General features: G+C 56.7%; 20 protein-coding genes and 1 tRNA gene. 15 read left to right on the forward strand and 6 right to left on the reverse strand.

The features are described 5' to 3' along the window. Nucleotides 1-81: 81 nt before the first annotated feature. Both FHX08_RS23140 and FHX08_RS23145 read left to right on the forward strand, forming a co-directional pair. Nucleotides 82-1,308 (forward strand): murein L,D-transpeptidase family protein, encoded by a 1,227-nt coding sequence (locus tag FHX08_RS23140; protein WP_132655612.1) that lies wholly within the window; start codon nucleotides 82-84, stop codon nucleotides 1,306-1,308. Between the two features lie 5 nt (nucleotides 1,309-1,313). Further along, the gene (locus tag FHX08_RS23145; RefSeq protein WP_132655614.1) at nucleotides 1,314-1,538 is read left to right on the forward strand and encodes a sulfurtransferase TusA family protein; all 225 of its coding nucleotides are present in this window, start codon (nucleotides 1,314-1,316) and stop codon (nucleotides 1,536-1,538) included. A 12-nt stretch (nucleotides 1,539-1,550) separates the two neighbouring features. Here FHX08_RS23145 and FHX08_RS23150 read toward each other — a convergent pair whose 3' ends face one another. Together FHX08_RS23150 and FHX08_RS23155 are read right to left on the reverse strand one after the other, a co-directional pair. Then, a complete protein-coding gene (locus tag FHX08_RS23150) occupies nucleotides 1,551-2,702 on the reverse strand; it encodes a GTP-binding protein (protein ID WP_132655616.1) in 1,152 nt (383 codons plus the stop codon). A 9-nt stretch (nucleotides 2,703-2,711) separates the two neighbouring features. Continuing rightward, a complete protein-coding gene (locus FHX08_RS23155) occupies nucleotides 2,712-3,845 on the reverse strand; it encodes a D-alanyl-D-alanine carboxypeptidase family protein (RefSeq protein ID WP_132655618.1) in 1,134 nt (377 codons plus the stop codon). 156 nt (nucleotides 3,846-4,001) lie between these two features. Between FHX08_RS23155 and FHX08_RS23160 the strand changes: the two genes are divergently transcribed. After that, nucleotides 4,002-5,165: a M20 aminoacylase family protein gene (locus tag FHX08_RS23160; RefSeq protein WP_132655620.1), complete on the forward strand. Its 1,164-nt coding sequence runs from the start codon at nucleotides 4,002-4,004 to the stop codon at nucleotides 5,163-5,165. A 72-nt stretch (nucleotides 5,166-5,237) separates the two neighbouring features. Then, a tRNA-Arg gene (locus FHX08_RS23165) sits at nucleotides 5,238-5,314 on the forward strand. Nucleotides 5,315-5,647: 333 nt separating this feature from the next. On the opposite strand, the gene FHX08_RS23170 is transcribed toward FHX08_RS23165, so the two are convergent. Continuing rightward, complete coding sequence (locus tag FHX08_RS23170) at nucleotides 5,648-6,502, reverse strand: DUF6551 family protein (protein ID WP_184327657.1); 855 nt, start codon at nucleotides 6,500-6,502, stop codon at nucleotides 5,648-5,650. Between the two features lie 470 nt (nucleotides 6,503-6,972). On the opposite strand from FHX08_RS23170, the gene FHX08_RS23175 reads away from it, so the two are divergent. From FHX08_RS23175 to FHX08_RS23185, 3 genes are read left to right on the forward strand one after another with little or no spacing between them, the layout of a single operon-like run. Beyond that, entirely contained in the window at nucleotides 6,973-7,770 is a 798-nt protein-coding gene (locus FHX08_RS23175; RefSeq protein WP_184327658.1) for a TIGR04255 family protein, read from the forward strand. Then, nucleotides 7,767-8,396 (forward strand): hypothetical protein, encoded by a 630-nt coding sequence (locus FHX08_RS23180; protein WP_184327659.1) that lies wholly within the window; start codon nucleotides 7,767-7,769, stop codon nucleotides 8,394-8,396. The genes FHX08_RS23175 and FHX08_RS23180 overlap by 4 nt, the downstream gene beginning before the upstream one ends. Then, nucleotides 8,393-8,965, forward strand: coding sequence for a hypothetical protein (locus tag FHX08_RS23185; protein WP_184327660.1), 573 nt, complete (start codon nucleotides 8,393-8,395; stop codon nucleotides 8,963-8,965). Before FHX08_RS23180 ends, FHX08_RS23185 begins: the two co-directional genes overlap by 4 nt. On the opposite strand, the gene ligD is transcribed toward FHX08_RS23185, so the two are convergent. Further along, nucleotides 8,962-10,002 carry a non-homologous end-joining DNA ligase gene (ligD, locus tag FHX08_RS23190; RefSeq protein ID WP_184327661.1) on the reverse strand — a complete coding sequence of 347 codons (1,041 nt, stop codon included), beginning with the start codon at nucleotides 10,000-10,002 and terminating at the stop codon, nucleotides 8,962-8,964. The two genes, FHX08_RS23185 and ligD, sit on opposite strands and share 4 nt — an antisense overlap. A gap of 200 nt (nucleotides 10,003-10,202) precedes the next feature. Here ligD and FHX08_RS23195 point away from each other — a divergent pair, with 200 nt between their 5' ends. The 3 genes from FHX08_RS23195 (at nucleotide 10,203) to FHX08_RS23205 (ending at nucleotide 11,501) form a co-directional block, all read left to right on the forward strand. Further along, entirely contained in the window at nucleotides 10,203-10,445 is a 243-nt protein-coding gene (locus FHX08_RS23195) for a hypothetical protein (protein ID WP_184327662.1), read from the forward strand. A gap of 174 nt (nucleotides 10,446-10,619) precedes the next feature. Next, a complete protein-coding gene (locus FHX08_RS23200; protein ID WP_184327663.1) occupies nucleotides 10,620-10,916 on the forward strand; it encodes a hypothetical protein in 297 nt (98 codons plus the stop codon). Nucleotides 10,917-11,126: 210 nt separating this feature from the next. Next, nucleotides 11,127-11,501, forward strand: coding sequence for a thermonuclease family protein (locus tag FHX08_RS23205; protein ID WP_184327664.1), 375 nt, complete (start codon nucleotides 11,127-11,129; stop codon nucleotides 11,499-11,501). Here the strand turns inward: FHX08_RS23205 and FHX08_RS23210 are convergent. Then, entirely contained in the window at nucleotides 11,498-11,821 is a 324-nt protein-coding gene (locus FHX08_RS23210; RefSeq protein ID WP_184327665.1) for a DUF1515 family protein, read from the reverse strand. The genes FHX08_RS23205 and FHX08_RS23210 overlap by 4 nt on opposite strands. Before the next feature lie 128 nt (nucleotides 11,822-11,949). On the opposite strand from FHX08_RS23210, the gene FHX08_RS23215 reads away from it, so the two are divergent. The 5 genes from FHX08_RS23215 (at nucleotide 11,950) to FHX08_RS23235 (ending at nucleotide 14,847) form a co-directional block, all read left to right on the forward strand. Then, on the forward strand, nucleotides 11,950-12,213 hold the full coding sequence (locus tag FHX08_RS23215) for a DUF982 domain-containing protein (RefSeq protein WP_184327666.1): 264 nt from the start codon (nucleotides 11,950-11,952) through the stop codon (nucleotides 12,211-12,213). 77 nt (nucleotides 12,214-12,290) lie between these two features. Then, on the forward strand, nucleotides 12,291-12,617 hold the full coding sequence (locus FHX08_RS23220; RefSeq protein WP_184327667.1) for a DUF982 domain-containing protein: 327 nt from the start codon (nucleotides 12,291-12,293) through the stop codon (nucleotides 12,615-12,617). A gap of 132 nt (nucleotides 12,618-12,749) precedes the next feature. Continuing rightward, nucleotides 12,750-12,896 carry a hypothetical protein gene (locus FHX08_RS23225; protein WP_184327668.1) on the forward strand — a complete coding sequence of 49 codons (147 nt, stop codon included), beginning with the start codon at nucleotides 12,750-12,752 and terminating at the stop codon, nucleotides 12,894-12,896. A 1,250-nt stretch (nucleotides 12,897-14,146) separates the two neighbouring features. Beyond that, nucleotides 14,147-14,422 carry a hypothetical protein gene (locus tag FHX08_RS23230; protein ID WP_184327669.1) on the forward strand — a complete coding sequence of 92 codons (276 nt, stop codon included), beginning with the start codon at nucleotides 14,147-14,149 and terminating at the stop codon, nucleotides 14,420-14,422. A gap of 224 nt (nucleotides 14,423-14,646) precedes the next feature. Further along, nucleotides 14,647-14,847 (forward strand): hypothetical protein, encoded by a 201-nt coding sequence (locus tag FHX08_RS23235; protein ID WP_184327670.1) that lies wholly within the window; start codon nucleotides 14,647-14,649, stop codon nucleotides 14,845-14,847. A gap of 31 nt (nucleotides 14,848-14,878) precedes the next feature. On the opposite strand, the gene FHX08_RS23240 is transcribed toward FHX08_RS23235, so the two are convergent. Then, nucleotides 14,879-16,495: a hypothetical protein gene (locus FHX08_RS23240; RefSeq protein WP_184327671.1), complete on the reverse strand. Its 1,617-nt coding sequence runs from the start codon at nucleotides 16,493-16,495 to the stop codon at nucleotides 14,879-14,881. Nucleotides 16,496-16,506 lie beyond the last annotated feature (11 nt).

Consider the following 16,506-nt stretch of genomic DNA (forward strand, 5'->3'; position numbering starts at 1 on the left):
TCAAGTATAAGCCGCCTATGATTCCGCGCTATGCCCGGTTTCCGTAAGCGGGTTGGGTCGCATTGTTGATGGGCTGATTGAATGCGCATACGTCATTTTGCCTATGTTTCACTCATGGCGCTGGCTCTGACCGGCTGCAACGACGCATTGGAATCCGCCCAAGGCATCGACCTCTCCACCGTCAAGAACAAGGTAGAGCAGCCGCTTCCCGCTCATATCCTTGCCGATATGTCGGCCAAGGGCATGGATCGCAACTCGCCGATCATGATCCGCATTTTCAAGGAAGAAGGTGCGCTGGAGATCTGGAAGGCAAAGACGGACAACCGCTTCGACAAGATCGCCGACTACAAGATCTGTGCCTGGTCCGGCAAGCTCGGCCCGAAGGTGAAGACTGGCGATCGTCAGGCTCCAGAAGGTTTTTACAACCTCACCCGCGCCAACCTGAATCCAAATTCGAAATATTATCTGGCGATCAACACCGGCTTTCCGAACCGCTATGATGCCGTCAACGGCCGCACTGGCAGCGACCTGATGATTCACGGCGCCTGCTCGTCGTCAGGCTGCTATTCAATGACCGACCAGCAGGTCTTGGAAATCTATGCCTTCGCCCGCGATGCGCTCAAGGGTGGTCAGGAAACGGTGCAGCTTCAGGCCTTCCCCTTCCGCATGACGGCCGAGAATATGGTCAAGCACCGCCTCGACCCGAACTATGATTTCTGGAAGATGCTGAAGGTTGGCTACGACAACTTCGAAGTCACCAAACGCCCGCCCGAAGTGAATGTCTGTGAAAAGAAGTATGTCTTCAATCAGCAGGTAAGCGATGGCGGCAGCTTCAATCCTGCCGGCAAGTGCCCGGCCATGTCGACTCCGCCAGCGCTGACGGCAGCCCTTGCCGCCTATGGCAAGACCTATGATGCCGATTACCAGAGAGCGTTGAAGAAGTACGATGGCCTTGCCTGGTACGACCCGACGGAAGCCGAACGCAAGGCCGTCGTCGCCAAGCTTCGCAAGGGTCGCGAACTCGCCTATGCCCCGACCGGCACCTCGCTCGAAGCGGGCCGCATGGTCAAGGTCGCCGAACTCGAAGACTTGATGGCCAAGCAGTCCGCCCAGAGCGTTGCTGCCAAGACCGCAAACGGCGCAACACCTGCGACGCAGGCTCAAGTGACTGCCGTTGCCGCAGCGTTGCCGGCAAATATTCCGGTGCCGATGCAAAACCCCCTGGCCTATGCGGCACCGGAGCTCGCACCGCAAGAAACTGCTGACGCCACCAAGAAGCCATTCTGGAAGTTCTGGGCGAGGAACTGATCGGCTTGGACGCCGTTCTCTACGATCTGCGCGGGCTGAAGTGCCCGCTCCCCGTCATCAGAACACGCAAAAAGCTGACGGCCATGCCGAGCGGCGCACTGATCCTCGTCGATACCAGCGATCCACTCGCCATCATCGATATCCCGCATTTCTGCAATGAAGACGGCCACGAACTGGTCAGCACGGAAAAGACCGAGCGCGGCCATCGCTTTCTGATCCGGAAAGGGTAGAGCTCTTTCCGGTTAGATTGTCATGCCTGGAATGGCGAGCGGATTGTCGCTGAGGACAGCACGATCCGGCGTATCGATCCGCGGCTTGCCGAGGAAGGCATCGAAGAGATCTTTCACGAAAGCCTCCGGCAGATCCTTGGTGATCAGCACCATGCGCGTGCGCCGGTCCTCAGGATCCGGCCAGGCCGCAAGCCGCACCGGCGGGTGAAAGATACTTTGGACGCCGTGCAGCACCAGGGGCCGCTCCGGCCGGTCTGATGTGGCGATGATCGCCTTCATGCGCAGAAGCTTTTCGCCATGCGCCGAGCGCAGGAGATCGATGAACATTTCAAGCGCCATCGGATCGATCGCCGTCTCCTCGATGATCGAGAAGGAGCGGATCGACGCATCGTGACGGTTGACGTCGTGCGGATCCTGATGATCGTGACCATGATGATGGTGGTGATGCCCATGGTCATGGTGATGATCGTGATGATGTGCCTCATGCTCATCCTCATCACGCAGCCACCGGCGGACATCAGCGATCTTTGTGCCGGGATCATAGAGTCCGTTGACCAGGACACGCGCAGAGCCAGCCTCTTCGCCGTCGGCATCCATGAGAGCTGCACGCGGATTGAGGCCACGCAGACGTGTGGTCAGCGCCTCCGTATCCGTATCGCTTGCTATGCTCTGCTTTGAAACGATCAAACGATCAGCAACCGCTGCCTGCTTGCGCGCTTCCTCATGATTGCCGAGGGTCTGCAGGCCATTCACCGCATCGACGACAGTCACGACACCATCGAGCTCGAAATTCTGCGCAATGATCGGATTGCCCATGATTGCCTGCATGACGGGCGCCGGATCGGCAAGGCCTGTGGTTTCGATGACCACGCGGCGAACTGGCTTCACGCGTCCGGTCTGCACCGCATCCATGAGATTCGCCAGTGTGTCGACCAGTTCTCCGCGCACGGTGCAGCAGAGGCAGCCATCGGAAAGCTCGATGATGGAATCGCCGGAGCTTTCGACGAGCAGATGATCGATGCCGACATCGCCGAATTCATTGATGATGACGGCCGCATCCTTCATGTCGGGATCTTTGAGGATGCGGTTCAGAAGCGTCGATTTACCGGCGCCGAGAAAGCCGGTCAGGATGGTGACCGGAATCTTGTCGCTAAACGTGCTCATGATTGTTCCTTAGAAGGATGTCGGTCGCGGAAGCGGCACCGGCACATTGGCGAGTGCTTCCACCGCGTCGCCCTTAGCCGACTTGTCATTCTGGGCGACCGGCTGCGGATCCTGGCCCGGAATGAGGCCGGCGAATACGAATTGCGGCTCGTGATCCATCTCGTGGATGTAGGGCGACTGCACTTTCATGCGTCCGACCTCGTCGCGCGTCTCACTGCGCACCTTGGCGCCCTTGGCGCTGCAGATATCGGCAGTGATATCGCTCACCTGATCCTGACCAGGTCCATAGGGCCTGAGTGAGCCCAGCGTATCATTTGCCGTAAATTGTGTCGTAAAACCTTTCTGCAGAAGGTTCGCCGTGGCATCGGCGCGCGCCGCCAGGCTGTCGGTGCCGAGAACGACGGAAACCAACGTGCGGCCGTTACGCGTTGCAGAACCGATCTGGTTGAAACCGGAAGCGCAGATGAAGCCGGTCTTCATACCGTCGGCACCGGCAAAGCGGCCGATCAGCATATTGATATTGGGCACGTTTTGCTTGCCGGTCGTAAAGCCCTCGAGCGAGAAGTAGCCCGCATATTGCGGGAAGTCGCGGCGCAGCGCGACAGTCAGGATCGCAAGGTCGCGGGCGGTCGTGTACTGACCCTTGCCCGGCAGGCCGTTCGGGTTCACGAAATGTGAATCAGTCATACCAAGCTTCGCCGCCTCGGCGTTCATGCGCACGACGAAACCTTCCTGAGTGCCGCCAACCGCTTCTGCAACCGCAACGGCGATATCGTTGGCCGACTTCACCATCAGTATTTTCAATGCGCTGTCGAGCGTGAATTTCTGACCTGGCTTGAAACCCATTTTGGCTGGCGGCTCTGAGGCTGCGCGCTTGCTCATGACGATGGGCGTATCGAGGCTGATCTGGCCGGAGCGAATTGCATCGAAAACCGTATAGACCGTCATCAGCTTGGTCAGCGAAGCCGGGTACCATTTGCGGAAGGCTTCTTCATGCTCCAGTACGCGGCCGGTCTGCACGTCGACGAGAATATGCGGATTGGCGTGAGCAAGTGTAACGGACGAGACAAAAACCGCTGTTGCTGTCGCTATAAAAGAAAAGGGCCGCAAAGCGGCGAACAAACGATCGTGGCGCGTCGACAAGTGCTCGTCCTTCAGGGAATTATCTCGAAACCTTCCCCTATTTACCCTATATGGCTATGACATGGCAAAGGTCATTGACTAAGTTATTTCCAAGGCATCACGCCCTTGTGATGCTTCCAGACAGGCCCCACGCATTTCATTTACAGGAAGCCAAGAATGCCGATTCTGAATAGAGCCGCCGAACTTCAGGATGAAGTTGCAGAGTGGCGGCGTCACATCCATGCCCGGCCAGAACTTCTCTTCGCAGTCGAAAACACGGCCGCCTTCGTCGCTGAAAAGCTTAAGGAATTCGGTGTCGACGAAATCGTCACCGGCATCGGCCGCACCGGCGTTGTGGGCCTCATCAAAGGCAAGGGCGAAGGCAGCCGCACGGTGGGTTTGCGCGCCGATATGGACGCTCTGCCGCTAACCGAAATCACCGGCAAGCCCTGGGCATCGAAAATATCAGGAAAAATGCACGCCTGCGGCCATGATGGCCACACAGCCATGTTGCTTGGCGCTGCGAAGTATCTCGCCGAGACACGCAACTTCAACGGCAATGTCGCTGTGATCTTCCAGCCGGCAGAAGAAGGCGGCGGCGGCGGCAACCTGATGGTCAAGGACGGCATGATGGAGCGGTTCGGCATAGAAGAGGTCTATGGCATGCACAATCTGCCGGGCCTGCCCGTCGGCCAGTTCGCCACCCGTAAGGGGCCTATCATGGCGGCAACCGACGAATTCACCGTCACCATCAAGGGCCGCGGCGGCCATGCGGCACAGCCGCACCGTACGATCGACCCGATCGCGATCGGCGCCCAGATCGTCACGAACCTGCAAATGATCGCCTCTCGCAACGTCGACCCGCTGCGCTCGGTTGTCGTCTCCGTCACGAAGTTCAATGCTGGCTTCGCCCACAACGTCATTCCCAATGACGCCACCTTCGCCGGCACGATCCGCACCCTGGACGAGGAAGTGCGCGCCCAGGCCGAAGCACGCCTCCGCGAAGTCGTGGCAGGCATCTGCGCTGCCCACGCAGCGGAAGCCGATATCAACTTCCACCGCAATTATCCCGTCACCTTCAACCACGCGGATGAAACGGAACACGCCGTCGCCATCGCCAGCGATATTGCCGGCGAAGCCAATGTCAATCCGGAGGTCGATCCGATGATGGGCGGAGAGGATTTCTCCTACATGCTGAACGCCCGCCCCGGCGCCTTCATCTTTATCGGCAATGGCGACACCGCGGGCCTGCACAATCCCGCTTACGACTTCAATGACGAGGCCATCGCCCACGGCATTTCGTATTGGGTGCGGCTCGCTGAACAGCGCCTTGGCGCCTGAAACGAAACGACATCGCGAGCGTCGAAAAGGCTTGGCTTCACGCCAAGCCTTTTGTATGCATGGCATCCAAGTGGTCCCGTAGCTCAGCAGGATAGAGCATCAGATTCCTAATCTGAGGGTCACGCGTTCGAATCGCGTCGGGATCACCACAAAATTCAAAGAGTTAGGTGAACCTCGAGCGAGCCGTATGTCGCAAGCATGTTGCATACACTACCTTTGATTTCCAAGCGTTTCAAACGAGTAGCGGCGAATCCATGCAACATGGAATGCGACATGCAACTTGATCTGCTGGCGGCGATCTGTTCCCAGCACGTTTGCGGACAAAACTATGTCAGGTATTCCTTTCTTGATGTTCGGAATGTTTACGTGGGCGATAATTGACGGGAAGGAACGTAACGGCCGTCCTGGTCATCCGATTTGGCTTCGATGGATATTTTCTTATCCCTTTATTGCGATGGGGATTCTCGGTCTCTTCGGATAAACTAGGCGGCATGCCTAGCGACATGTCGCCGCTTCTTGCACTTTCTGAACCAAACCGTCGCAAGCGCCTTCCACAGCGGCCACCGCCTGGACATTGCTAGCTGGTCGGCTTCTTCTTCGGCCGCGGTAAGGAGATCGACAATCGCTGCTGTTAGATCCTGCGGCCAGAACATCTCGCAATGATCCGGACTGGTCATAAGATACTCGACTGCCTTGATGTGCTCGGACTTTATCGGCCCTCTTTCGGCATTTGCGAGAATTTCGAGAATTTCTTTCGATAACTTGTCGCCCCGGCGCGCAATCAATTGCTTGATGACGCCGACTGCAATGGTTTCGCGAGAGGCAGCCGGATCGTATTGACCTGGGCGCCTCAGTATCTTGATGCCTGCCTTGTCGCACACACTTTGCAGTGTTTTGGCGTCCTCGTCCCCTGCAGCTAATGCAGCGTAATGGAGCTGCAGCGGCGTAACCCCGACACGTTCAGAATTCTGCCCGATAAACGCTTTTGCCTGCGCGATCGTATCATCGGCCTCGACAATCATAATCGGGATCTGACCGATGAACGGACTGCTGGCCGCCGCTATGGCCGTATGCTGTCCATCCAGAACCTTCAGCACCGTGACGCCGTCAACGTCTGCATAAGCGCAAATGGGCGGCTTGAATTTTGCCCAATCGAACCGCTCAATGATTCTGCGGATTTGACGTATCCCGCGCTCGCCGATATCCCGCTGATAAGCCGGGTCGACGAATAGCGTTGTGGGATCGACGTGCTCGCAGATCGGCATGCCCGTAGCCGGCCTCTGCGGGACTAAACCGGCGGTGCTAACTGGTGCAATTCGGCGAATATTTTCCTGCATGGTGGTTCCCTTTGTTGCTGGGGCCAACGTGAGGAACAGACAGGCTCATGGGAAACAAGCTCGCCGCCGACCGTTTATCGCGTCTTAAACTCCACAGGCAGGAGTAGCGATTCGGAGCAATCTGTGGATAAGCTGCTTGCTTCCAGATGTGAACGTTGATCGTTATCACCGCAGTCGTCGCGGAATTGGTTCCAGGCTGCCGGCAAGAACGTCAACGCCTGGCTGATCCGTACCGGCAATGCGGTCGATTGGGTCCGCTATAGCCACGGAGCATTCGCTGCCGAGCAAGCCACGGCACGGTCTGAAAAGACCGGGATTTGGCGGGGTAATTTTGCGTTACCTTGTAAAGCACGCGCTGTGCGCGCACACGGGCATCCTTCATGCTGACCATAAATCGAAAGCTTCGCTCCCGGTTACTTGACTAGAAAAACGAATAGCTATCTAACGGCTGAGTTAACTTGAGAAATTCCATGGCTGAAATCCGCCCGATTTTTCCCGCCCACGCGGTTGAGCGATGCGCGATCACTCTGTCGTTCTTACCGGAGCTGCCTACCAAGCCGTTTGAAAAATTGATTAAGTCGGCGGAGACGCTATCTGCGTCGCACGGACTGGTACCGACTCCTAGGCCGCCCGCATTCAACATTGACGCCGCGACTGGACAGCTCACCACAGTCCAAGTCGGCGGTCCATCCATATTGGCGTCACCGGACGGACAAACCCAGCTAGTCATCGTTCCTAATGCTATCACTTGGCAGACCACCCAATACGTGCGATGGGCCACCTTTAAGTCGCAGATGGACGGCCTTATTCAACCTCTCCTTAACGAATATATGAACATCGTCGAGTTAGGGACGGCCAAAGTCGAATATTGGGATCGTTTCATCTGGACGGGCGACTGGAACGATTTAGACGTTTCGCAGCTTTTGAAAGACGGTAACGATTTTGTTCCCACGAGGGTGAAGTCGGCACTGAAGGAGTGGCACGCACATTCGGGATGGTTCGATTTCGAGGACAGCTTTAGACGGCTGACTAACGTCAATATTGATGTGGTTGGACTTATTCGCGAGGGTGTTCACCGTCCCACGATTGGAATTTACACTATGATGCAAGACCAAGCCGCGGAGAATAAGTTAAGCGAATTTGGGTCAACCCCTGCGGAAGCCCGCCTCGATGACCTACATGATCGTTTGAAAGATCTTTTGTCACAAATCATCATACCCGAAGTTTGCCAGACGATTGGGCTACAAAAGAAAGGGAGGCGTCAATGATGTTGCTTGCAGACTCGACCGTGTCGCCGAGCTACATAATAGATATTTTAAATGAGAGCCCCGGCTTTGATGTAGTGGCTGAAGAACAGCCGCCGACGCATCGTAGCGGAACGCAGTCTCTGAGTGGATATGGATACGTAGCGTTTTTCCCGCAGGGCCAGCTTTTGCCCGGAACCGTCGCTGATCGTTTCCTGCCCCCGCCAACAGGCCGTATTGAACGGCTTACAGACAGGTCCGGAGAAATCAAGTCGGCAGCTACCCAAGCGTTCGATCCTTGGCTCCAAGACGTCTTCGCGGCGATAGCCAGCTACCGAGACACAGACTTTTGGCAGCAGCACTTTACCTCTCCGCCTACCGACGCTGCTTTGAATGTCGCTGAAATACTCTCTGCAGCGTTCACCAAGGCGCCAATGACGTTGCGTCCTCAATTTGTCGTCGATGGCGAAGGCCAGCCTAGCTTCACGATGTATAATGACGAAATATATCTTCATCTGACAATTGAAGCTGGCGGGCTGATCTCGTGGTATCGAGAGGCAGGCGAAAATGAAGATTTTGGTGACGACGTTGATATCAAAGCTTATGGTGCTCACGCACTCGTAGACCGAGTTATTGCGCGCCACGTATGACTTCGGAGGCCTGCCGCTTAGCTTTTGCGCAAAACGATGACCGGGTAAAAGCGGTGAATTCGTGCATCCCGGAACCATGTGGCTGCGAAGCATACACTGCATCGGATATGTCGCCGGGAACCGTTGCTTCAGAAGAGACTCTTCATTTTCTTGTCTACACGCCCGAAGGCAGGATGGAAAACGGTTATCTTAATCCTGCTCTCGTGATGCAGTCGCAAACTAATGGTTTGAGCGTGCTGAGAGGAGCCGCCTCCGACAGTGAATTTGAGGTAACCGCGGAGGAGCTGCTACCGCGGTGGCAGACCCGTGGGCGTTCGCTCGATGGGGTGATGATCTTTCCCGCCTCGGCCGTACGTTATAAGGACGAGGTACGGTTCTGTGGTGTCTATGATACAGCAATGGAGCGGAAACCCCATCACGCGGATATCATGATGGTGGGATTTGAAGGGCTGTCTAATTCCCAGGCGAAGAAGCGTTTGAAAAGCCTGGTGGATGCTATCGGGACGAACTTTGAGGACATGGATACTTTTCGCGATGGGCGCCTTGGACACCTTGGAACCGTCGCTTAGCTCACGTGGAAGATTGCCGCGTTATCCTGCACTTCTCGCAATCCTTTGTAGCTCGCGTGCCGCAGCTTTCCGTCGTGCGTCCAGCCTCGATATGCTATTTCAGCAACGAGCTTCGGCCGGACAAAGACCGCATTTCGCTTCCGTCCTGTATCGACCGCGGGTTTGTCGATGATCAGTTCGTCCATTTGATCCCGCACGTCGCTCGCGGAACGTGCATTGAATCCCGTTCCCACCCCGCCGACATATACGAGCTCGTTTCCTCGACGCGCCGCGAGCAGAAGCCGACCGATGCCACCGAGTGCTACGCTGGACTTTTCGTAGCCGACAATTAAGAAGCCGTCGCTCTGGATGCATTTGATCTTTAGCCAGTCGCCGCTCTTGTCCGAGTGATAGTGACTGTCTCGACGTTTGGCGATGATTCCTTCGAGACCATGCTCGCAGGCGACCTGCAGGAGCTGATCGCCATCCGCCTCTATCTCCTCCGATAGCCGAATTGCGCTTTCCCGGCCTGGCGCGATCAGTCCTTCAAGGAGGTGCCGGCGCGTCGAAAGCTCTGTGTTCGTCAGATCGTGACCGTCGAAATAAAGGAGGTCGAAGGCCATCAATACGGACGCGCCGGAATTCAGCTTCCCACCCCGGCCGCCGAGCGATTGCTGCAGCATGCCGAAGTCCGATCGGCCCCGCTCGTCGAGGATTACAGCTTCACCATCGAGGATCGCGGTCGCCGCGCCGAGTTGCGCAGCCTCGGCCGCGATGGCCGGGAAACGGTGCGTCCAGTCGTGGCCGCCGCGCGTCAGGATGCGAACACCCTTCGGCTTGATGTGCACGGCGATGCGGTAGCCATCCCATTTGATCTCGAAAACCCACTGGTCGCCCTTTGGTGGTTTCTGCTTCAGGACTGCCAGGCACGGCTCGATGCGTGCTGGCATTGGATCTAGCGGGAGATTTGGCTGCGACGGATCTCGCGGCTTACGCGCTCTTGAGCGCAACGGCTTGTCGTCCTGGAGGAGCGGTTTTGACTTCGGCGGCTTTGTCATAGGGCCATTGCATCAGCAAATGCTAAAAATTCCAATAGCTGTCAAAAAGAGCGGGAACAAACCTGTACAAAGTAGGTTCTGGGGTTGGGATCGCGCGATCGGATTCGTCCGTTACTCTCCGCCCTTCATGCTAAACGCGCGGTCCCACCCACCTTCAAGCCTCAGCTTGACACACCGTCGCGCAACTCCATTATCATCGGATGAGCAAGATCCCGCCGCCGACCGTTCCCGAGAAAGACCCGGATCGCTTTCTGCGCTGCCAGGACGCCTTGCACATCGAGTTTCAGGATCTCGTTGAGCGCGCCGTTCAGGCAGGATGGAAGCCTGAAGAGGTGCTGGTCTCGCTAATCGAGCTGGCCGATAATCAGGCGCTGATGATGGAAGCCAATGCAGAAGTCGAGGCGGCGCTGAATATCCTGAAGCGAAGGGGCTTTCGTTTTTAGCCATCGGCGGCGCGCTTGACTCTCCCCCATGATGAGAACATAGTGAGAACACCATGCAAGGTGAGCAGGTCGCGCGGCTACCTCCTTGTTGAACACCGATGAGCGCCGCGCGGCCCTGTCTCAACTGTCACACCACAATCCCAAAGACGATCATGAGACGAAGCGACCGGATCAATGGCCGCCGATACCTCCAGTGAGAAGGAATATACGCCGCGATATAAATGGCGGGAGACGTGGCGCGGAGAAGGTCATCAGGATTTTGAAGGCTATGACGGAGAATATGTCGTCGGCCGCATCCAGGTAGACGAGACGACGTCTAGCCGGACAGGGATGTGGCGCTGGAACGGCGGCTTTGCGTCCTGGATACGCCGCAGGCTAATGCCGCAGGAGGGATGGATGCCTACCCCGCGCGAGGCGGCAAGAATGGCCGAAGAGCATTATGACAAACTGAAAGAAATGCATGGGAGATGATGCAGGAGTGAACAACGAGGGGCACTCATCGGCGCCAGGCGCAAACGTGATTGTCGAGCATTATTGCGACCACGAGGAGCCGGACGGCACGCGCTGTCCGGACTGGGGCTGCTACGGCTTTGAGGAGAGCAAAGTAATCACGCTCTGGTATTGCAGGAAACACCAGCCTTTGAATTATCGCGGCTTGCCGCCGCACGGATCTAGCCGGCAATGATCGATGTGATGCTGATCTGCGCCAGTCTGACCGCGGTCGATGGTGATACTATCCGTTGCGACGGTCAGCTCATGCGACTGCTGGGAGGAGGAGTGCCGTTCGTTTGGGGCATAGACACTCCGGAGATCGGATCGCGCGCGAAGTGCATCAAGGAACGGAAGCTGGCGCTGATCGCCAAGGGAAGGCTGAGAGAGCTATTGAACGAACGAGGCTTGCAGATCGAGATCAAGGGCTACGACAACACCCCGAAGCATAGGCCTCTCATCAACATCTATCGCACGAATGGGGAAGAGATCGGGGCCAAGCTGCTCGACGAGGGTTTCGCTCGGGAGTGGCGACCGCACCATAAGAATGACTGGTGCAACGACTAGCGTCCGAGGATTACAGCCCCCAGCCGGCGGATAGCGTCAGCGAAGGTGACCCCCATCGCCATCCCGCCGAAGCCGATCACCCCGAGCGCGCCCAGCCCGATCAGCTTCCAGCGCCGCACATCGTCAATCGTCGGCTTCATTTCCGTCACATCTTTCTGAACGGAGACAACGCCGTTTTCCAGCGTCCCTACCCGCTCGACCAGTTCATCCATGCGCCGGTGCACGGATGCACGGCTGACATCAGACTTCTCTTCCGATCGTCTTATGCTATCCAGGATCATATCGACCTTGGTCGCGAGCACTGCAATTTCACGGTTCATCGAAACATCATCCGCTGGTGCCAAGTCCTTGCCCTTTCAATGCGATGCCTCTCGCGTGCTGCACAGGTCCCGCGCGGCACGCATTTTGCAGGGTTACCGACGTGTTAGTTCATCGGGAACCAAGTGTTATGGAATGGGACACTTCGGCCGAATTTTCGCCTGTTGCCCTGATCTTCGAGGATAGGAATCGGCGCGTGATCGTTCGCACCGCCAAAGATGCTGCCAAAGTTCTTATGAGGGATTTCCCCGTGGACGATGGAGAAGAATTTCTTGCAGCAATAAGAGCTTGTGTCGACGTAATGGCCGGGAAGCTTGAGCCGGAAAAATTCAGACAGGCGATAATCCGTGCCGCGGACGAAGCAGGCATTTCCGCCATTGCCGTTCTTCATTGATATCATTTCTGCTTAAGAAGTATGGATTTTGGCACCGGCTAGTACAGTTATGTCTTTTGCCGAGCGAGGTTCGGACTATGAGCAAACGTCGATGGGAAGCGCCAGTGCTGGTTATCTGCAAACGCAGCGGCCGGATGCACATGGTCACGACAACAGAGGAAGCGTTGAACATTCTGTTGAATGCCTGGCCAGTTTCGACGGGCAAGGCTTTTCTCCGCGCATTGCAAGTTTGCGCCGATGTAGATGCAGGGCTCCGAACGCCGCACGAGGCCCGCGAATGTTTTATTGCAGCCGCACAGGAAGCAGATATCCCCATCGAAACAGCCGGCCCCCCCGTGATGCAATCTGCCTCGCGCAAAGGCGGAGCATATTCCGCGCCGGGGCTTCGCGAGAAGGGCACCTAAGAATGCTCAGAGGTGAGATTTGACGGGAACCTTTGGGCAGCGCTGAAGGCGTGCTTCTGCCCTCCCCTCACATCTGCGACTAGATCGAATGCCGAGCGTCGTGATGTTCTCCTGTCAGATAGGAGACACGCTATGAATGGGTTCCATATTGCATTTCAGATCGACGGCACGCATTGGCTGGTAATTTTCATCCACCCGAACGGCATCGTTCACGCGGTGATGGAAAGCGATGATCTCATAGACGTGATCCAGGATCAGGCCAACAGCGCGCCGCAATGACGCTCGGGACCCTGTCACGCTCTTTTCACGCGACATGACGACGCCACGTGCGTACCTTGGCTTATGCGTGTGGGGACCGAGCAGCAAGGGCTCGCTTTGTATCGATTACGCGAGCCCTTACCGGTCATTGCGCATTAGCTCGCTCCGACGTCCTACCCGATGCAATCTCGCGTTTCTTGATCGGGCTCCCGCTGGTGATTAAATTACACCTATGTCCGAACAAGAGTTCTGCCGACGATTTACCGAACGGGTGCGGCATTGGTGCCGAGCGGGTCGGAGTCCGTTTGGAAAAGAGGCTGACGTCTACGCGGCGGCGGTCGCTCCATTCTATTGGCGCGAGCTGAAAGAGTTGGGCTGGAGCCCAGAGAAGTGCGCCGATTGTGATGCCGATTATTGGGAAGCGGGAAGCCCCTTGTAGCTCCTGCCCCCTATAGCTCTCGGCCAAAAAGTACCCCTTGGATAGACTCGTTCAGTAGGAGCGAGTACACTCAATCCATCATCAGTTGTTCTGAACCGTTGGCGCTGATGGCTGAGTGTTTATACGTGCACCCGCTGACCGAACAGGAAAGGGTGCATTGTGCTCGCACAATCCCATTCAACGACTATTTCCACTCTGCGCAGACTTGCGCACCGCTACGTCAAATCAGAAGCAGATGCCGCTCGGCTTGCAGAGCGTGCGCTTCGATTGATCTCAGATAATCCTTCGCTTCTCGATGGACCCGATACCGACAAGGCACTCTTTCGTCTCGTGCACGGGATCGCAAAGGAACGTTTTCGGAGCCGATCATTCACGATCAATTCAGAAGGTGAGATCGGCTGATCAATCTGACGGCTGTGTCTTTCAGAACGTCAATAGTAGTCGGCGGCACCTTCCCGACAATGGCAGCATTTTCCAAAAGTGCCGCAACCTTGTCGGCGGCCGCAGCGTCGCCCGGAATGGGATAAACCCGCGCGGGATCGCGCAGTTGATCTGTCAGCTCTTTTATGTGGTCGGACATGCGCGCCTGAACCGTCGTGTCTCACGAATGTTCCCATCACACCCCTTCGAGGAAGCTGGTGACCAGCGCTCGAAGCGAACGGCGGTCATCGGGACTCGGCTTTGCCAATGCGTTTTCAATGAGCCAACCGTGATCTGGTGCCCGCCAATGGTCTGACGTCTCTTCGGACTGAAGTCCGAAGGGAGTTTTTTGATGGAACGCAAAGACCAGGCAATCATTTAACCGCGGTCCAATAACTCGAGGTAAAGCCCCATGAAGAAAATCATTCTTGCTGTAGCCTTGGCTTTTTCGTCCCTGATTGCAGTCCCCGCCGCTTCCTATGCGGATAGCATTACCATCCGTACTGATGACGGTCCGGGCCTGCATCGCGGCTGGGAACGTGGCGAGCACCGTGGCTGGTATAACGATAACCGTCGGTTGAAAGCACGAATGGTCCATGAAGATGTCCGGCGCCACTGCGTCACCAAACGGGTAACGACATATCGGTATGGTGAGCGAGTTACGCGGACGACCAATGTTTGCCGCTAACTGAACCCAATTTCTCGCCATGGAGCCGGAGAGTGGTTCACTCTCCGGCTCCTGCCGTTTCGGCGGTTCCCTATGCGCTTTAGATCTGCGCCACATCGGCATCACGATCTGGTCTATCGCGATATCTTCATGATGGTTAGGGCTTTGCTTATCGACTCTGACCCTCCGTAAGCGTACAGTTTTTTGTTGGTGAACAAGTCAGTTGTACCCGAACAGGAGGTCGTATGTTTCGCGATATGCCCGAACCGGTGATATCAAGATTGAGGCAGATGGCGAAATGTTACACATCCGACGAAGCCGATGCGGCTCGATTTGCCGAGAGGGCGTTGCGGGTCTTAATGGAAAACCCCTCGCTGCTCGACGGCGCTGATATTGACGATGCTCTGTTTCATGTCGTTCACGAGATTGCCCGCCCGATTCATTAGACACCGTCACACCTTGATGGGGCGGCGGGGATCAGGGGACCAACTTTACCTTTTCAGACTGCGGCAGGCGCGGGACTAACCAGTTGTCAACATACGCGGGATGCGGGTGGATACCCTCTGGGCTGATAGCCCAATATATCTTGGCGTTGGCTTGGAAGACCGTCGTCGAGTTAGCTGTGAACCCGCAAGTGTACGTGTTGTCGCCATTATCGGTCACAGTCTGCACAAGACGAGCGCCGTAGGTGGCGGGTTGATACTCTACGAGGAGTGCATCCCCCGGCTTCGGCACATAGCCGCTGATTACGCCGCTGCTCAGAACCGATCCGCCATCCCCGGGCGTATAGGACACCATCGTGCCGATCTGCCCTATGCCGGAAGCGTTCATGAACTTGTCGGTGTTAGCAGGATCGATCCATGCGGCATCGATGTCGATAAATCCGTCATGCCCGAACGCGTTGTTCGTGCGGATGTCACTGTTGATGGAACCGCGGCCGCCGGCATTCGTCCAGATCGCAGCTACGGTAAAGCCGGACGCGTCGAAACCAAGATTGCCGGTGACCAGCGAATTCTGCGGCGGGATCGTGCACTGGATTACCTTCATGCCAGCCCCTAGGCGGGTCTTGATGCGCGAGATCAAGCCGGTCATTCGGGCTTTCCAGGTCGAGATGGTCACGTTGCTGTCGTTGGTGCCCATCTGGTTCAGAACGACGGTGAAGGGGTATTTGCCGTTGTTGAACGCCTTGATGTCGTCGAGGATATCCCAGCGGAGAAAGGCGCTTGTCGCCAGCTCACGGGCAGACTGCGCTGACGGACAGCCGATGATCATATGCGGGATGCGGCCGATACCACCGGGATTGTCGAGCCACTTGCTCTCCCAGCCGAGATTTCCGCGTGAATCTGCCGAACCGGAAATCTCCTGCCGCCCATAGCCGATGCTATCGCCGGGGCTCAAAACAACTGGTCGGCCGTTCCAATCGCCTTTTGCCAAGAGAATATCGGGTCCGTAGCAAATGAGCTGGCTATTTGTCTGGTTGCCAGGTGCGACGCAGTAGAAAGCATCGACAGCCGTCGTCGTAGGTGCATCGGCGGCGATAAGAGCCGCCAAGGCTGACGCGTCGGCAGCAGCCCAATATTTCTCCCCGCGGTGCTTCTGGATACGTGAGGGGCCGACGAACTTCTGACCAACCGAGGCAACGTGCCAGCGCGTGATGATCTGAAAATCTTCTTCAGGGTTGAGATCCCCGGTGAAGGTCGGCCATGAACACCAGGCGCCCTTGCTTCCCGATACGATAGTCGCTATCGGGTTCCCTGAAAAGTCGGCGGGATAAGTGACGCCGCGAACGATCAGATCTGCGCCATCTATCACCACATCGTTTCCCGGGACAATCGTCTCCTGTGGACCCAACCCCTCATTCATGGCGAAGCCGGAGAAGTGGGCCATCAGGGTACGGCACTTGTACGATGCGCTGCCGTACTTCAGTTTGCTTGCGAAATAGGTCAGGTTGATGCTCGTCGTGTCGACGGCGTATCCAGACACCATACGAGTGCGGGAGGCGAAAAACATGAAACGATCGGGATCGCCAGAGCTGCCTCCACCGCCCTGTTGACGGGGGAAGGTAAGCCCTTGGCCAATTGCAATAGCGGTCATAGGCTCACTTC

The organism is Rhizobium sp. BK529 (assembly GCF_014194105.1).
Classification (GTDB): domain Bacteria; phylum Pseudomonadota; class Alphaproteobacteria; order Rhizobiales; family Rhizobiaceae; genus Rhizobium.

Excerpts from the sequence above, each read along its gene's own strand:
- FHX08_RS23140 (WP_132655612.1), top strand. The coding sequence starts at position 82 with ATGCGCATACGTCATTTTGCCTATGTTTCACTCATGGCGCTGGCTCTG.
- FHX08_RS23150 (WP_132655616.1), bottom strand. The coding sequence starts at position 2,702 with ATGAGCACGTTTAGCGACAAGATTCCGGTCACCATCCTGACCGGCTTT.
- FHX08_RS23160 (WP_132655620.1), top strand. The coding sequence starts at position 4,002 with ATGCCGATTCTGAATAGAGCCGCCGAACTTCAGGATGAAGTTGCAGAG.
- FHX08_RS23170 (WP_184327657.1), bottom strand. The coding sequence starts at position 6,502 with ATGCAGGAAAATATTCGCCGAATTGCACCAGTTAGCACCGCCGGTTTA.
- FHX08_RS23175 (WP_184327658.1), top strand. The coding sequence starts at position 6,973 with ATGGCTGAAATCCGCCCGATTTTTCCCGCCCACGCGGTTGAGCGATGC.
- FHX08_RS23180 (WP_184327659.1), top strand. The coding sequence starts at position 7,767 with ATGATGTTGCTTGCAGACTCGACCGTGTCGCCGAGCTACATAATAGAT.
- FHX08_RS23185 (WP_184327660.1), top strand. The coding sequence starts at position 8,393 with ATGACTTCGGAGGCCTGCCGCTTAGCTTTTGCGCAAAACGATGACCGG.
- ligD (WP_184327661.1), bottom strand. The coding sequence starts at position 10,002 with ATGACAAAGCCGCCGAAGTCAAAACCGCTCCTCCAGGACGACAAGCCG.
- FHX08_RS23195 (WP_184327662.1), top strand. The coding sequence starts at position 10,203 with ATGAGCAAGATCCCGCCGCCGACCGTTCCCGAGAAAGACCCGGATCGC.
- FHX08_RS23200 (WP_184327663.1), top strand. The coding sequence starts at position 10,620 with ATGGCCGCCGATACCTCCAGTGAGAAGGAATATACGCCGCGATATAAA.
- FHX08_RS23205 (WP_184327664.1), top strand. The coding sequence starts at position 11,127 with ATGATCGATGTGATGCTGATCTGCGCCAGTCTGACCGCGGTCGATGGT.
- FHX08_RS23210 (WP_184327665.1), bottom strand. The coding sequence starts at position 11,821 with ATGAACCGTGAAATTGCAGTGCTCGCGACCAAGGTCGATATGATCCTG.
- FHX08_RS23215 (WP_184327666.1), top strand. The coding sequence starts at position 11,950 with ATGGAATGGGACACTTCGGCCGAATTTTCGCCTGTTGCCCTGATCTTC.
- FHX08_RS23220 (WP_184327667.1), top strand. The coding sequence starts at position 12,291 with ATGAGCAAACGTCGATGGGAAGCGCCAGTGCTGGTTATCTGCAAACGC.
- FHX08_RS23225 (WP_184327668.1), top strand. The coding sequence starts at position 12,750 with ATGAATGGGTTCCATATTGCATTTCAGATCGACGGCACGCATTGGCTG.
- FHX08_RS23230 (WP_184327669.1), top strand. The coding sequence starts at position 14,147 with ATGAAGAAAATCATTCTTGCTGTAGCCTTGGCTTTTTCGTCCCTGATT.
- FHX08_RS23235 (WP_184327670.1), top strand. The coding sequence starts at position 14,647 with ATGTTTCGCGATATGCCCGAACCGGTGATATCAAGATTGAGGCAGATG.
- FHX08_RS23240 (WP_184327671.1), bottom strand. The coding sequence starts at position 16,495 with ATGACCGCTATTGCAATTGGCCAAGGGCTTACCTTCCCCCGTCAACAG.